The 13937-nt window shown below is 55.5% G+C and carries 14 protein-coding genes; 12 read left to right on the top strand and 2 right to left on the bottom strand.

Annotated features, from left to right (window positions below; translation table 11 throughout):
* Positions 1-226: 226 nt before the first annotated feature.
* The 8 genes from ybgI to nei all read left to right on the top strand — a co-directional run bounded on the left by ybgI (position 227) and on the right by nei (position 6559).
* The gene (gene ybgI / locus FD428_RS14890; protein WP_024130534.1) at positions 227-970 is read left to right on the top strand and encodes a radiation resistance protein YbgI; all 744 of its coding nucleotides are present in this window, start codon (positions 227-229) and stop codon (positions 968-970) included.
* Positions 971-995: 25 nt separating this feature from the next.
* The gene (gene pxpB, locus FD428_RS14885) at positions 996-1652 is read left to right on the top strand and encodes a 5-oxoprolinase subunit PxpB (RefSeq protein WP_047458123.1); all 657 of its coding nucleotides are present in this window, start codon (positions 996-998) and stop codon (positions 1650-1652) included.
* Entirely contained in the window at positions 1646-2578 is a 933-nt protein-coding gene (pxpC, locus tag FD428_RS14880; RefSeq protein WP_012133297.1) for a 5-oxoprolinase subunit PxpC, read from the top strand. The genes pxpB and pxpC overlap by 7 nt, the downstream gene beginning before the upstream one ends.
* Complete coding sequence (gene pxpA, locus FD428_RS14875; protein ID WP_047458118.1) at positions 2568-3302, top strand: 5-oxoprolinase subunit PxpA; 735 nt, start codon at positions 2568-2570, stop codon at positions 3300-3302. Before pxpC ends, pxpA begins: the two co-directional genes overlap by 11 nt.
* Positions 3303-3381: 79 nt before the next feature.
* Positions 3382-4107 carry a DUF969 domain-containing protein gene (locus FD428_RS14870; RefSeq protein ID WP_012133295.1) on the top strand — a complete coding sequence of 242 codons (726 nt, stop codon included), beginning with the start codon at positions 3382-3384 and terminating at the stop codon, positions 4105-4107.
* Positions 4104-5099, top strand: a complete 996-nt coding sequence (locus FD428_RS14865; RefSeq protein ID WP_012133294.1) for a DUF979 domain-containing protein — start codon at positions 4104-4106, stop codon at positions 5097-5099. Before FD428_RS14870 ends, FD428_RS14865 begins: the two co-directional genes overlap by 4 nt.
* Positions 5100-5108: 9 nt before the next feature.
* Entirely contained in the window at positions 5109-5753 is a 645-nt protein-coding gene (gene pcp / locus FD428_RS14860) for a pyroglutamyl-peptidase I (RefSeq protein WP_114847762.1), read from the top strand.
* A 14-nt stretch (positions 5754-5767) separates the two neighbouring features.
* Positions 5768-6559 carry an endonuclease VIII gene (nei, locus tag FD428_RS14855; RefSeq protein WP_114847763.1) on the top strand — a complete coding sequence of 264 codons (792 nt, stop codon included), beginning with the start codon at positions 5768-5770 and terminating at the stop codon, positions 6557-6559.
* Between the two features lie 67 nt (positions 6560-6626).
* On the opposite strand, the gene FD428_RS14850 is transcribed toward nei, so the two are convergent.
* Positions 6627-7475 carry an AraC family transcriptional regulator gene (locus tag FD428_RS14850; protein WP_058668776.1) on the bottom strand — a complete coding sequence of 283 codons (849 nt, stop codon included), beginning with the start codon at positions 7473-7475 and terminating at the stop codon, positions 6627-6629.
* A gap of 193 nt (positions 7476-7668) precedes the next feature.
* Between FD428_RS14850 and FD428_RS14845 the strand changes: the two genes are divergently transcribed.
* The 4 genes from FD428_RS14845 (at position 7669) to FD428_RS14830 (ending at position 12824) form a co-directional block, all read left to right on the top strand.
* Positions 7669-9450, top strand: coding sequence for a DUF2264 domain-containing protein (locus FD428_RS14845; protein WP_223849119.1), 1782 nt, complete (start codon positions 7669-7671; stop codon positions 9448-9450).
* A gap of 23 nt (positions 9451-9473) precedes the next feature.
* Complete coding sequence (locus FD428_RS14840; RefSeq protein ID WP_172958465.1) at positions 9474-10739, top strand: oligosaccharide MFS transporter; 1266 nt, start codon at positions 9474-9476, stop codon at positions 10737-10739.
* Between the two features lie 21 nt (positions 10740-10760).
* Positions 10761-11951: a glycoside hydrolase family 88 protein gene (locus FD428_RS14835; protein WP_114847765.1), complete on the top strand. Its 1191-nt coding sequence runs from the start codon at positions 10761-10763 to the stop codon at positions 11949-11951.
* An 81-nt stretch (positions 11952-12032) separates the two neighbouring features.
* A complete protein-coding gene (locus tag FD428_RS14830) occupies positions 12033-12824 on the top strand; it encodes an oligogalacturonate-specific porin KdgM family protein (RefSeq protein WP_114847766.1) in 792 nt (263 codons plus the stop codon).
* Positions 12825-12829: 5 nt separating this feature from the next.
* On the opposite strand, the gene FD428_RS14825 is transcribed toward FD428_RS14830, so the two are convergent.
* Entirely contained in the window at positions 12830-13879 is a 1050-nt protein-coding gene (locus FD428_RS14825) for an AbrB family transcriptional regulator (protein WP_114847767.1), read from the bottom strand.
* Positions 13880-13937 lie beyond the last annotated feature (58 nt).

Genomic DNA, 13937 nt, shown 5'->3' with positions numbered 1-13937 from the left:
CGGCGTGAGTGTGTTTCCTTAAAGTTATAACTTCGATACAGATCTGATTATTTTTGCAATATGCTGTCTGATTGCATAAATATACATGAATCAGATCGAGTAAGGGTAAGCATTTTGCGTCTTAAAACGGCGTGATTGTTTCTCAATGTGTCGAAGAAATGGCTATCGACGAAGTGACGGGAGAACGCTATTTTAACGTAGTGCACATATGAAGAAGGGAGCGATGATGAAAAACACCGAACTGGAACAACTGATCAATGAAAAGCTGAACAGCGCGGCCATCAGCGATTACGCGCCGAATGGCTTACAGGTTGAAGGCAAAGAGACGGTGCAAAAAATCGTGACCGGCGTGACGGCAAGCCAGGCCTTACTGGATGAAGCGGTACGCCAGCAGGCTGATGCGGTCATCGTTCATCATGGTTACTTCTGGAAAGGGGAATCTCCGGTCATTCGCGGTATGAAACGCAATCGGCTGAAAACGCTGCTGGCGAATGACATTAACCTCTATGGCTGGCATCTGCCGTTGGATGCGCACCCGGAACTGGGAAACAACGTGCAGCTGGCGGCGCTGCTTGGCATTACCGTGATGGGGGAAATCGAGCCGCTGGTGCCGTGGGGAGAGTTATCAATGCCGGTGCCGGGGCTGGAACTGGCCTCGTGGATTGAAGCGCGCCTGGGACGTAAACCGTTATGGTGCGGCGATACCGGGCCGGAAAAAGTGCAGCGTGTGGCCTGGTGTACCGGTGGCGGGCAAAGTTTTATCGACAGCGCCGCGCGCTTTGGCGTGGATGCGTTTATTACCGGCGAGGTCTCTGAACAAACGATTCACTCCGCCCGCGAACAGGGGCTGCATTTCTATGCCGCCGGACACCACGCCACCGAGCGCGGCGGTATTCGCGCGTTAAGCGAATGGCTGACTGAAAATACGAGTCTGGATGTGACCTTTATTGATATTCCTAATCCGGCATAACGCATAAAACACGAGAGGGACGAAAGTGCAACGAGCGCGTTGTTATCTGTTAGGTGAAACGGCGGTGGTGCTGGAGCTTGAACCGCCGGTCACGCTGGCATCCCAGAAACGCATCTGGCGACTGGCGCAGCGTCTGGTCGATATGCCGAATGTTGTTGAAGCGATTCCGGGTATGAACAATATCACGGTGATCCTGCGCGAGCCGCAGACGCTGGCGCTGGATGCGATTGAACGTTTGCAGCGCTGGTGGGAAGAGAGTGAGGCGCTGGAGCCTGATTCACGCTTTATCGAAATTCCCGTGACCTACGGCGGCGAGGGCGGCCCGGATCTGGCGGAGGTGGCGCGACACAGCGGATTAAGCGAAAAGCAGGTGGTTGAACTGCACGCTTCAGTAGAGTACGTCGTCTGGTTTTTAGGTTTTCAGCCGGGCTTCCCGTATCTCGGGGGCTTACCGGAACAATTACACACGCCAAGACGGGCAGAACCGCGCCTGATTGTTCCGGCGGGTTCCGTGGGGATTGGCGGCCCGCAAACCGGGATTTACCCTCTGCCGACGCCGGGCGGCTGGCAACTAATCGGCCATACGCCGCTGAAGCTGTTCGACCCACAGCGGGATGAGCCCATCCTGTTACGTCCGGGCGACACCATACGCTTTGTCCCGCAGAAGGAGGGGGTATGCTGAACATTATTCGCGCGGGTATGTACACCTCGGTGCAGGATGGGGGACGACACGGCTATCGTCAGTCCGGTATTAGTCATTGCGGCGCGCTGGACAAACCGGCGCTGCATATCGCGAACCTGCTGGTGGGGAATGACGCCAGTGCTCCGGCGCTGGAGATTACGCTCGGCCAACTGGTGGTGGAATTTGAATCCGACGGCTGGTTTGCATTGACCGGCGCCGGGTGCGAGGCCCGTCTGGACGACCAACCGGTCTGGACCGGCTGGCGGCTGCCGGTGAAAGCGGGACAGCGTCTGGCGCTGAAGCGCCCGCTCCACGGAATGCGCAGCTATCTGGCCGTGGCGGGCGGTATTGACGTGCCTGAAGTGATGGGGTCATGCAGCACCGACCTGAAAGTCGGCATTGGCGGGCTGGAAGGGCGTTTGTTAAAAGATGGCGATCGGCTGGCGACAGGAAGGTCAGAACGCCAGTTCAGCGGCCCGCAGGGCGTTAAACAGCTGCTGTGGGGGAACCGGATTCGCGCGTTGCCTGGCCCGGAATACCAGGAGTTTGAAGCGGCCTCGCAGGAGGCGTTCTGGCGCTCGCCGTGGCAGCTTAGCCCGCAAAGTAACCGTATGGGCTATCGTTTGCAGGGGCAACCGCTGAAACGTACCACCGAACGTGAGTTACTGTCGCACGGGCTGCTGCCGGGCGTTATTCAGGTGCCGCATAATGGTCAGCCGATCGTGCTGATGAACGATGCCCAGACCACCGGCGGCTACCCGCGTATCGCCTGCATCATTGAGGCGGATATGTATCATCTGGCGCAGATCCCTCTCGGGCAACCGATCCATTTTGTTCAGTGTACGCTGGAGGAGGCGCTTAAGGCGCGTCACGACCAGCAGCGTTATCTGGAACAGTTAACATGGCGACTCAACGATGAACATTGATCTTAACGCAGACTTAGGAGAAGGGTGCGCCAGCGATGCGGCGTTACTGCAACTGGTGTCATCCGCCAACATCGCCTGCGGATTTCACGCGGGCGATGCGCAAACCATGCTGGCGAGCGTGCGCGAAGCGCTGAAAAACGGTGTAGCGATTGGCGCGCATCCCAGTTTCCCGGATCGGGAAAACTTTGGCCGCACCGCCATGACGTTACCGCCGGAAACCGTCTACGCCCAGACGCTGTACCAGATCGGCGCGCTGGCGGCGATAGCCCGTGCGGAAGGCGGCGTTATGCGTCATGTCAAACCGCACGGTATGTTGTACAACCAGGCGGCGAAAGATCCACAGCTGGCGGATGCCATCGCCAGAGCGGTACATGCCTGCGATCCGTCGCTGATTCTGGTCGGGCTGGCGGGTAGCGAACTGATTCGCGCAGGCGAGCATTATGGCCTGACGACGCGTCAGGAAGTTTTTGCCGATCGGGGGTATCAGGCTGACGGCAGCCTGGTGCCGCGAACCCAGCCGGGCGCGCTGGTAGAAGACGAAGAGCACGCGTTGGCGCAAACGCTGGGCATGGTGGAATCCGGTAGAGTGAAAAGCATTACCGGTGAATGGGCGAACGTTGTGGCGCAAACGGTATGTATTCACGGCGACGGCGAGCACGCACTCGCTTTTGCCCGTCGTTTGCGCGCGGCGTTTGAAGAACGCAGTATCAGGATTATGGCATAACCAATAACCAGGCTGACACAGTGCCCGAAGAGGCGCTGTGCAAATAAAAACAACGCAACACGACTGACAGGAACGGATCATGGGAGACGCAATTTCTCTCTGGCCACTGATGGGTATCGCCGTCATTGTGGCTGGATTTCTTTTACGCTTTAACCCGGTATTAGTGGTCATTATTGCCGGGATCGTTACGGGACTGGCGGCGCAGATGCCGATCGCCACGATCCTCGAAAAACTGGGTGAAGGGTTCCTCAATACCCGTAACCTGCCCTTTATTCTGCTGATTCCGCTGGCGGTTATCGGTCTGCTGGAACGTCACGGGCTTAAAGAGCGCGCGCAGGCGTGGATCGCGAAAATCCGCAGCGCCACGGCAGGACGTCTGCTGATTGTCTATCTGTTTGTCCGCGAAGCGACGGCAGCGCTGGGGCTGACCAGTCTCGGCGGCCATCCGCAAATGGTGCGTCCGTTGCTGGCGCCGATGGCGGAAGGGGCGGCAGAGAAAATACACGGGGAACTGCCAGGCACGGTTCGCTACCGGCTGCGGGCAATGTCAGCAGCCACCGATAACGTCGGGCTGTTTTTTGGCGAAGACATTTTCGTGGCTTTTGGCGCCATCATCTTTATGCACAACTTCATGCTGGAGTCCGGCGGGATTCAGACCGAGCCGCTGCATATTGCGCTGTGGGGGATTCCGACGGCGATCTGCGCTTTTCTGATTCACGGCGCGCGCCTGTGGCGTCTGGACAATTATCTGCAACGTGAGGTGGCGAAAGTCAGCGCGGCGATGAGCAAAGGAGAGGCGAAATGAATTTTCAACAAAGCTATCTCTATTGGCTGGCCGGTGTGGTGCTGTTGATTGTCGCCGTCATGTCGTGGCAGGACAAAGCCAACCCGCGTCGCCTGACGACGGGGTTATTCTGGGGCGTTTATGGCGTACTGTTCCTGCTCGGCGACTGGACTTATCAGCTGGTGGGCGACAAACGCATGGTTAACATCGCCGTCGGTGGGGCGGTGGTGGTGATGGCGCTGATTGCCGGTTTCGGCGGCGTGAAGCTCGGAAGCTATCACCAGCGAACTCGCGAACAGCGTGAGGAAAGCGCCAGTCGTCTGGGCAACCGCCTGTTTTATCCGGCGCTGGCGATCCCGGTGGTCACGGTGATCGGCGTGCTTATGTTCAACCATGTTCCCGGATTGCAGGAGGCGCTGTTCGGGCCGGGCAATCACGCCACGCTGGTGACGCTGTTTTCCATGACTGCGGGGTCATTGATTGGTCTGGGGATGGCGATAAAGATGACGCATGAGAAGGTGCACCAGCCGATTCAGGAAGCGCGTCGTCTGCTGGATTCCATCGGTTGGGCGTTCATTTTGCCGCAGATCCTCGCCACGTTAGGGCTGTTATTTACCGCGGCAGGCGTCGGCAGCGGAATTTCGTATCTCACCCAGGAATATCTTGCTGTCGATAGCCGTTTTATCGCCGTGGCGGTCTACACCATCGGTATGGCGCTACTGACGATGGTGATGGGGAACGCCTTTGCCGCATTCCCGATTGTGACGGCGGGGATTGGGATTCCAATCCTGGTGCTGCAACATGGCGGGAATCCGGCGGTGATGGCGGCAATCGGCATGTTCTCCGGCTACTGCGGAACGCTGATGACGCCGATGGCGGCAAACTTTAATATCGTGCCTGCGGCGCTGCTGGAACTGCCGGATAAAAATGCGGTGATCAAAGCGCAGGTGCCGACCGGTATTGTGCTGCTGTTGGTTAACGTGTTTCTGATGTATTTCCTGATGTTTCTGTAAGGAGGAAGGATGAAGACGGTATTAATCACCGGGTTTGAACCCTTCGGCGGCGAGCAGGTTAACCCTTCCTGGGAAGTGGTCTCGCGTCTCGACAATGCTATCATCGCAGGGTGTCGCGTGGTGGCCCGCCAGCTCCCTTGCGTCTTTGGCGACTCTCTCACCGTGCTGAATGCGGCGATTGACGCGTTATCCCCGGTGCTGGTGATGGCGATAGGGCAGGCCGGAGGGCGTACGGATATTACCGTGGAGCGCGTGGCGATTAATATTGACGATGCGCGTATCCCCGATAATCGCGGCAGGCAGCCAGTTGATGAGCCCATCGTGGCGGAAGGCCCGGCAGCCTGGTTTAGCACGCTGCCGATCAAAGCGATGGTCTCGGCGATGCGTGAAGCGGGGATTCCGGCATCGGTCTCTCAGACCGCAGGCACTTTTGTCTGCAACCACGTAATGTATGGACTGTTGCATAAATTGCGCGATATTCAGGACGTGAAGGGTGGATTTATCCATATTCCTTATCTGCCGGAACAGGCGGCGGCACATCCTGGTGCGCCCAGCATGGCGGCGGAAACGGTGCGTCAGGCGTTGGAAATCGCCATTGTCACAGCGCTTCATGTGGAAACTGACATTGCAGTAACAGGCGGAGCAACTCACTAACAAAGGACAGAACTATGCCTGAAGGCCCGGAGATCCGTCGTGCGGCGGATAACCTGGAGGCGGCGATCAAAGGCAAACCGTTGACGGACGTCTGGTTTGCCTTTTCGCAGTTAAAACCGTATGAATCGCCGCTGATTGGGCAGACGGTCACCCATATCGAAACGCGGGGGAAAGCGTTGCTGACCCACTTTTCGCAGGGGCTGACGCTCTACAGCCATAACCAGTTGTATGGCGTATGGCGAGTAGTGGAGACGGGGAACATCCCGGCAACCACCCGGGTATTACGCGTTAACCTGCAAACGGCGGATAAAACCATTCTGCTTTACAGCGCGTCCGACATTGAAATGTTGACGCCGGAACAGCTCGCCACCCACCCGTTTCTGCAACGCGTCGGGCCGGACGTGCTGGACCCGCGGCTGACGCCCGATGATGTAAAAGCGCGTCTGCTCTCTGCGCGTTTTCGTAATCGTCAGTTTTCCGGGCTGTTGCTGGATCAGGCGTTTCTCGCCGGGCTGGGCAACTATCTGCGTGTGGAAATTCTCTGGCAGGTAGGGCTGACGGGGCAGCATAAGGCGAAAGATCTCAGTGACCAACAGCTGGAGGCGTTATCTCATGTGCTGCTCGATATCCCGCGCCTTTCTTATACCACGCGCGGTCAGGCGGATGAGAACACGCATCACGGCGCGCTGTTTCGCTTTAAGGTGTTCCACCGGGACGGCGAAGCCTGCGAGCGCTGCGGCGGCATTATTGAGAAAACGACGCTCTCCTCGCGCCCGTTCTACTGGTGTCCACACTGCCAGACGTAATTCGTCAACGCGCCGGATGGCGGCTTCGCCTTATCCGGCTTACAGGCCAGACCATCCAGCGTGGAAACTAGGCGGGGGAATACGTTTTGCGATATTGCAACGGCGTTTTACCCATATTCTTGCGAAAACAGGTAATAAACCAGGCGTACTCGGAGAAACCGACCTGTTCGGCAATCTCACGCACTGAGCTGTTGGTGTGCAACAGCAATTCACATGCCTGACGGATACGGCGCATCATCAGATACTCCTGAATGGTGCCGCCCGTTTCCTCGTGAAAGCGGCGTGAGGCATGTCCGCGCGAGCAGCCCATCTCGCGGGCGATATCGTCCAGCGAGCAGCGCTGGTGAAAATGAGTTTCTATCCAACGGATAATGCTGACCGAAAAGGTATTGTATCCCGTCGCCTGCTCCTGATGCGGCAGCAGGCTGATAATCTGCATCACCAGAAATGCGCTGTCGCTGACGCTGAACGTTTTGCTTTTTACCAGCGTTTCAAAACGGCTCAGCAGCGTTTCAATCACCGGCTGTACGTCGCCGACATCAAATACCCGCGCCTTTTCTCCCCGACCGCAGAGCTGACGCAGCAACATTTGCTGACGTGGAAAATCCCGCAGGTACTGCTCAATAATTGAGCCATTAAAATGCAGCGTTGTACGGTGATAAACATTACGATCGTCCTGCTCGACAAACACCTTATGCAGCTTTCCCGGCGGAAAAATAAAAATACGCCCCGGTTTAACGGTGTACTGCTGGTGCTCCATTAGCGCGATGCCAACTCCCTGAGAAACTGACAGGATCTCCACACACTGATGCCAGTGGTAGTAGTTGGCAGGCATATTCTTCATGCGGTTAAAGTAAATCGACTTATCGTTGAGGTTGATATTCTCAAGATAACTGCTGTCTTCCATTCGCTGCATTTCTGCCCGCCCCTCCCGCAATGTGAATAAACTTAAACTTTTATCACTCTAATCGAATTTTTGTCGCTAAAAGAGGATGAATGTTGTTATTCATCACCGACGTTGTCCGAAAATACGACAATTATCACATTTGTCTGTCCGTCTGAATCCTTATTATGCGTCCAACATTTATCAAATGAAACGAGGTTTCATTATGCGAATAAGGCAAGAATACGTCGGACTGGCGCAACAATGGCTGGCGTCAGCCGTCCCCCATTTGAGGCGAGGAAACACGCGTCTGGACGCCGGAGAAACGTCCGCACACTATCCGGCGGATGTCTCCGGAATGGAAGGTTTCTCTCGTCTGTTGTGGCTGCTGGCGCCGTTACTGAGCGGTGGCGAAGCCGATGATTTTCGCGAGACGTTTATCGACGGTATTCGTCACGGCTGCGATCCCGAACACCCTGACTACTGGGGCTCCTTGGCGGATAACGATCAGCGATGCGTCGAAATGGCGGCGTTTGGCCTGGCGCTGGCGTTACCGGGAACGGGGCTTTGGTCAGCGCTCTCTATCGACGAGCAAAACAATCTGGAGCGCTGGTTACGCCAGAGCGCCGACATTCAGATCCCCGATAACAACTGGCATTTCTTCCCGGTGCTGGTGCAGGTGGGGCTTAAGTGCGTCGGGCGGCATTACGACATGATGGTGATTGATAAGCATCTGAATGCCATTGAACCGTTCTGGCTTGGCAACGGCTGGTACGCCGATGGCGCCGGTAAGCCGCGCGACTACTACATCTCCAGCGGGTTTCACTTTTACAGCCTGCTGTACAGCCACTTCATGCAGGATGCTGATCCTGAACGTTGCCTGCGCTATCGTCAGCGCGCGCGTCAGTTCGCGAAAGATTATATCCATTACTTTACCGGTGACGGCAATGCGATCCCCTTTGGCCGTAGCCTGACTTATCGCTTCGTACAGGTCGCATTCTGGAGCGCGGTGGCATATACCGGGCTGGATGTGTTTAGCGTACCGGTTATCAAAGGGCTGATCCTGCGGCATATCGACTGGTGGATGAGCCAACCGTTTATCGGCCCGGATGGTTTGTTCACGCTGGGGTACACATACCCGAATCTGGTGATGACCGAAGATTACAACAGCCCCGGTTCGCCGTACTGGGCATGTAAGGCATTGCTGATTCTGGCGCTGCCGCAAGAGAGTGCGTTCTGGCAGGCGGAACCCGCGCCATTGCCCGCGCTGGAGACGGTTCACCCGATAGCGGAAGCCGGGCAGTTTATTGTTCATGCGGAGGATAACCATCACGTCTGGATGCTGATGTCCGGGCAGTACGATCGCAATAACTTCGTCAATTTCGACGCCAAATACTGCAAGTTCGCCTATTCCAGCCACTTTGGTTTCACCCTTGAACGCGGCGTGTATGGTCTGAACCATGCCGCCTGTGACTCGACGCTGATGTTCAGCGAGCAGGACGGCTACTGGCGCGGGCGTCGCGAGTGCGATGCGGTGGAGATGACGCCAGCGTGGCTTCGAAGCGTCTGGCGCCCCTGGCCGGATGTCAGCGTCACCACCTGGCTTATTCCGCATGAGCAGGGGCATCTCCGGCTACATCGCGTTGTAACCCCACGCACGCTCGACTGCGTGGAAGGCGGATTCGCACTGAATCGCCATCATCGGACGACGACCCGAATGGCAAAAAACGGGCTGACTCTCAGTACCACTTCCGGCGTGTGTCAGATCGAGGATTTGCTGGCTGAACGCCAGCCGCTGGTCGTCACCACCCCGCCGAACAGCAACATTCTGTATGCCTCTCCTGGAGAGATCCCCTGTCTCGGCACGACGCTCACGCCGGGCACTCACTGGCTGGCCTGTAGCGTTAACGCCACGATGTCTCCGTCGCTGCCGCCGCCGGTGGTCATGGCATTCGATCGTGTCAATCAGGTGCTGACGCTGAACTCGAAAACGCTGGAAATAAAATAATTGACGCTGATGCGGAGAAAATAATGATGAACCCTGTTCAGTCGACACGTTCGGCTTACATCAAGCTGAGTCTGTTTGTATTTCTGTTTACCTTTACCTGGGCGGCCAGTTTTGGCCTGTATGCTATCTGGCTGGGGGATAAAGCCGGGCTGGATGGCGTGGAAATCGGCACGGTGTTTGCCGTTAACGGCGTTTTTGCGGTGATTATCAAACCCGTTTACGGCTACATCATGGACAAAATGGGCATGAAAAAACACCTGCTCTATTTTGTCTGTATTGTTTCGGCACTGATGGCGCCGTTTTACATCTGGTGCTATCTGCCGCTGCTGCAAACCCATTTTGTCAGCGGAATGATTGTCGGCGCGCTGTTTTTCAGCCTCGGCTGGTATGCGGGCGTGGCGGCGGAAGAGTCGTATGTTGACCGTTTCAGCCGTCTGTATGACATGGAGTTTGGCCGCATCCGCATGTGGGCGGCGCTGGGCTGGGCGACGGCGTCGTCGTTTTCCGGCTATCTCTACAATATCTCCCCCAAAATCAACTTTGTTATCAGCACCGTTTCCGCGCTGTGCATGTTTGTGGTGCTGCTGACGCTGAAGGTCGATCACTTTGGTCAGGAAGAAAACAACGTTCTGTCGAAAGAGAAGATTGTCATTGGCGATGTGTTCCAGCTGCTGCGTAATAAAAAGTTCTGGACCTTCTCCCTGTATATCGCGGGCGTGGCATGGATGATGTTTATTGCCGAGCAGCAATTCTCTCGCTATTTCGTCACCTTCTTCAGTACCAAAGAGGAAGGAAACGCCATGTTTGGCTATATGAGCACCGCGCAGTCCGCCGCCGAGTTCTTCGGCATGATGCTGGTGCCCGCCATCATTAACCGCATCGGCGCCAAGCAGGGGATGCTCCTGACAGGGCTGGTGATCAGCCTGCGTTTGATTATCTCCGGGTTAACTAACGATCCGCTGATTATCTGCCTGGTGAAACCGCTGTATGGAATTGAAATTGCGCTGATTCTGGTCTCGGTTTTCAAATATATCGCCGAACACTTCGACAAGCGCGTCAACGCCACGATGTATCTGCTGGGTTATCAGGCCATGATTTACGTCGGCTCTATCGTGGTGGCGCCGCCTGCCGGGTATGCCTATCAGAAGATCGGTTTTGAGCACACCTATCTGATTATGGGCATCATCGCGCTGATATTTACCGGGATCTCCGCCATCACGCTATCTCCCTGCTATCAGCATAAAAAAAACACCGCCATCCCTGCCCACGGGCAAGAAGCCATTCATTAAAGTAAAGAAAACGAGAGAATTATGTCTGCAACTATCCGTAAAGAAACGATTGTCCCTGTTGCGCTACAGCGCGGCGAGCGCGCTGCTATCGCGCAGAAAATTCGTCATGCGTTGCCGGTGATTTTGAAGGCTGTTGATCGTAACAGCGCTTATTTCGGCCAGCGTTTTCCCGACGCGGCATGTAAAAACGGTATCTATCCGATTATCGATAATCAGGAGTGGACGACCAGTTTCTGGACCGGGCAACTGTGGCTGGCATGGGAGTGGACAGGGAATGCCGCATATCGTGCGTTAGCCGGGCAGCATGTCCGCTCCTTTGGCGAACGTATCGCAAAGCGCGACCACACTAACCACCACGACCTCGGGTTTCTGTACAGCCTTTCCTGCGTGGCTGCCAGCAAATTGACCGATAACCGGGAGGCAATATATATCGCTCAGCAGGCGGCAGAAGTGTTGATGGAGCGCTATCACGACAAGTGCGGCATTATTCAGGCGTGGGGCGAGCTGGATAACCCGGAACAGCAGGGGAGGATGATCATTGACTGCAATATGAATCTGCCGTTGTTGTATCAGGCCAGCGCGACAACGGGCGACCCGCGCTATGCACAGGCGGCGAAAAGCCATATTGAGCAGGCGCGACGCTATATTGTGCGCGAGGACGGCTCGACGTTTCACACGTACTATATGGATGTTCACACCGGTGAGCCACGTTTTGGCAATACCCATCAGGGGTTCTCCGACGATTCCTGCTGGTCGCGTGGGCAGGCATGGGGCGTGTATGGTTTTCTGCTGAACTACCTCTATACCGGGGATGAGAAACTGCTGGAATTGAGCCAGACGCTGGCAAACTATTTTATTAACCGTTTGCCGGAAGACCTGGTCTGTTACTGGGATCTGGCGCTGACCGATCCCAACAGCGAAAAAGACAGTTCTGCCAGCGCGATTCTCGCCTGCGCCTTGCTGGAGCTGGTAAAACAGCTTCCGGCGACTCATCCCGATCGCGAAAGTTATGAGGCGCTGGCATTGCGAATGATTGAGCGGATGCTCGACGGCTATCTCAATCTGGAGCACAAAGAAGGCGAAGGATTATTAAAACATTCTGTTTATTATTTTAAAGGTAACGTCGGCGTGAATGAATGCTGTGCCTGGGGTGATTATTTCCTGATGGAGGCCATTACCCGCGCAACGTCATGCTGGAATAGTTACTGGTAATATCCCACTCCTCCTGTTGAATAATAATGCTATTCAGTTAGCAGGGGGAGATTTTATCTCTGTTTCTGCAAGGAAAATATAATGCAAAGTAAGAATATGAATACAGCCCTATTAGCGGCTGCACTGGTCATGCCTTCCGCCAGCGTTTTTGCGGACAATAACAGTCATTCAACGACGGTGCCACAGGCAAAAGAAAAACCGTTCACGACGGTTTATTTTGCGCCACGCACACAATATCGTACGGCCAGCGAGCGTTTTTTACAACGACTGATGCTGACAGGCGTGGTGCAGGACCCGAACAGTATTTTCGCCCGAATGTACTGGAGTTTTGAGACGGACTCCGATCTCGGTAAAAATATGGAGCAGTGGAAAAGCAGCTACGAAGAAGCGGAGTTTAACAAGCCGTTCCCGCTGGGCGAGAGCGACTTCTGGCTTGAACCTGGGGTTGTCTTTCATTGGGAGTCCGCCGGTTCGCGTATCGATCCTTACCTCGGCATTGGTTATCACTTTGACCCAACGCTGGGTGCCGTTTTACGCTATCGCTATAATCATCAAAATCACGACAGCCAGACGCTACAGGGCGACTGGGATGACTCTTCGGAACATCGCGTTGATATTTATTTGACCAAATATTTTACGCCAGATTTTTGGGTGCAATATAATCCAACATATTACAGTAAAACGCATGGTGATAAATTTGAATATGCGAATGGTAAAAACCATACGCTGCAACATAATTTTGTTTTTAACTTCCATGCAACGCCGCGTTTTTATCCCTTCTTTGAATTAGGTTATCTGGATGAATATAAAGATGGCGATGACACCAAAAATGAATATCAGATCAGGGTTGGGTTTAAATATAATTTAAATTAAACATTTTATGCCTGCGGCTGTTTCGGCGCATAGGTTGAAATAAAACGGGCAACCGCAGGCCCGGTCAACAAAATGCTGAATAGCCGCAGGGTTTGCATCGCCATAATCAGCGCCATGTCGGCGTTGCTACCGGCGGCGATCACCGCCACGGTATCCAGCCCGCCGGGGCTGGTGGCAAGCCAGGCGGTGATAAAATCAATCTGCATGTAGTGGGCGAGTCCCCAGGCCATCGCCGCGCAAATCGCCATCAGGGCAAAGATGGAGGCCAGAATCTGCGGCAGCGGACGCAGCGCCATAAAAAAGACCTGCCTGTCGAACCCTAATCCGATGCGCCAGCCAATGGCCATATACGCAATCGCCAGCAGCCATTCCGGCAGTTCAATCACGATCATGCCGCCTGCATGAAGCCATGCGCCGACGATCATCGGCGCCAGCATCGTACCGGAAGGAATGCGTAATATGCGCCCGGCGAAGCCTGCAACCGCAGCCAGCAGCAGCGTGCTCCACAGATTGCCGCTCAGCGGCGGGAACCACGCAATCTGCTGGCTGACCGCTTCTGCGCTGTCGCCGAGGATCAGCCGCGTGACCAGCACGGCGGCGCCTGCGACAAACAGTACCCGCAGGTACTGCATAAACGCCACCAGGCGGATATCCGCGCCGTAGTCCTGCGCCATCGCCACCATTGCCGCCGCGCCGCCGGGGGAGGAACCCCATGCGCCGGTATTGCCTGGCAGTGAGCTGTAGCGCACCAGCAGCCAGCCGACCACTGCGCTGGAGAGCAGCGTCACCAGCAGAATGGCTAACACCACCGGCCAGTTCACCGCCAGCGTGGTGAGAATCGAACCAGTAAGGTTTTGCGCAATCATGCAGCCGAGAATGGCCTGCGCTGCGAGAAAAGTGGAGCGGGGGAGTTGCAGCGTAATGCCTTTCAGACTGAATGCGATACCGGCAATCATCGGGCCGAGCAGCAGCGCCGCCGGAAGGTGGATGCAGAGAAAAGCCAGCGAAAGAAGGAGTGATAGCAGGAACAACAAACCCCACTGCAAAACCGGCATCCTGTGCTCCCTGTGTTAATTCTCGTGAAATCTCAATAAATCATAGGGAAAGCGTGAT

It is taken from the genome of Citrobacter sp. TBCP-5362 (assembly GCF_005406305.1).
Taxonomy (GTDB): Bacteria; Pseudomonadota; Gammaproteobacteria; order Enterobacterales; family Enterobacteriaceae; genus Citrobacter_B; species Citrobacter_B koseri.
This window is presented reverse-complemented; position numbering and strand designations above follow the sequence as displayed.

What these genes read in the sequence shown, in the direction of transcription:
- ybgI (WP_024130534.1), top strand. Translation starts at nt 227, where the DNA reads ATGAAAAACACCGAACTGGAACAACTGATCAATGAAAAGCTGAACAGC.
- FD428_RS14845 (WP_223849119.1), top strand. Translation starts at nt 7,669, where the DNA reads ATGCGAATAAGGCAAGAATACGTCGGACTGGCGCAACAATGGCTGGCG.
- nei (WP_114847763.1), top strand. Translation starts at nt 5,768, where the DNA reads ATGCCTGAAGGCCCGGAGATCCGTCGTGCGGCGGATAACCTGGAGGCG.
- pcp (WP_114847762.1), top strand. Translation starts at nt 5,109, where the DNA reads ATGAAGACGGTATTAATCACCGGGTTTGAACCCTTCGGCGGCGAGCAG.
- FD428_RS14840 (WP_172958465.1), top strand. Translation starts at nt 9,474, where the DNA reads ATGATGAACCCTGTTCAGTCGACACGTTCGGCTTACATCAAGCTGAGT.
- FD428_RS14835 (WP_114847765.1), top strand. Translation starts at nt 10,761, where the DNA reads ATGTCTGCAACTATCCGTAAAGAAACGATTGTCCCTGTTGCGCTACAG.
- pxpC (WP_012133297.1), top strand. Translation starts at nt 1,646, where the DNA reads ATGCTGAACATTATTCGCGCGGGTATGTACACCTCGGTGCAGGATGGG.
- FD428_RS14830 (WP_114847766.1), top strand. Translation starts at nt 12,033, where the DNA reads ATGCAAAGTAAGAATATGAATACAGCCCTATTAGCGGCTGCACTGGTC.
- FD428_RS14865 (WP_012133294.1), top strand. Translation starts at nt 4,104, where the DNA reads ATGAATTTTCAACAAAGCTATCTCTATTGGCTGGCCGGTGTGGTGCTG.
- FD428_RS14825 (WP_114847767.1), bottom strand. Translation starts at nt 13,879, where the DNA reads ATGCCGGTTTTGCAGTGGGGTTTGTTGTTCCTGCTATCACTCCTTCTT.
- pxpA (WP_047458118.1), top strand. Translation starts at nt 2,568, where the DNA reads ATGAACATTGATCTTAACGCAGACTTAGGAGAAGGGTGCGCCAGCGAT.
- FD428_RS14870 (WP_012133295.1), top strand. Translation starts at nt 3,382, where the DNA reads ATGGGAGACGCAATTTCTCTCTGGCCACTGATGGGTATCGCCGTCATT.
- FD428_RS14850 (WP_058668776.1), bottom strand. Translation starts at nt 7,475, where the DNA reads ATGCAGCGAATGGAAGACAGCAGTTATCTTGAGAATATCAACCTCAAC.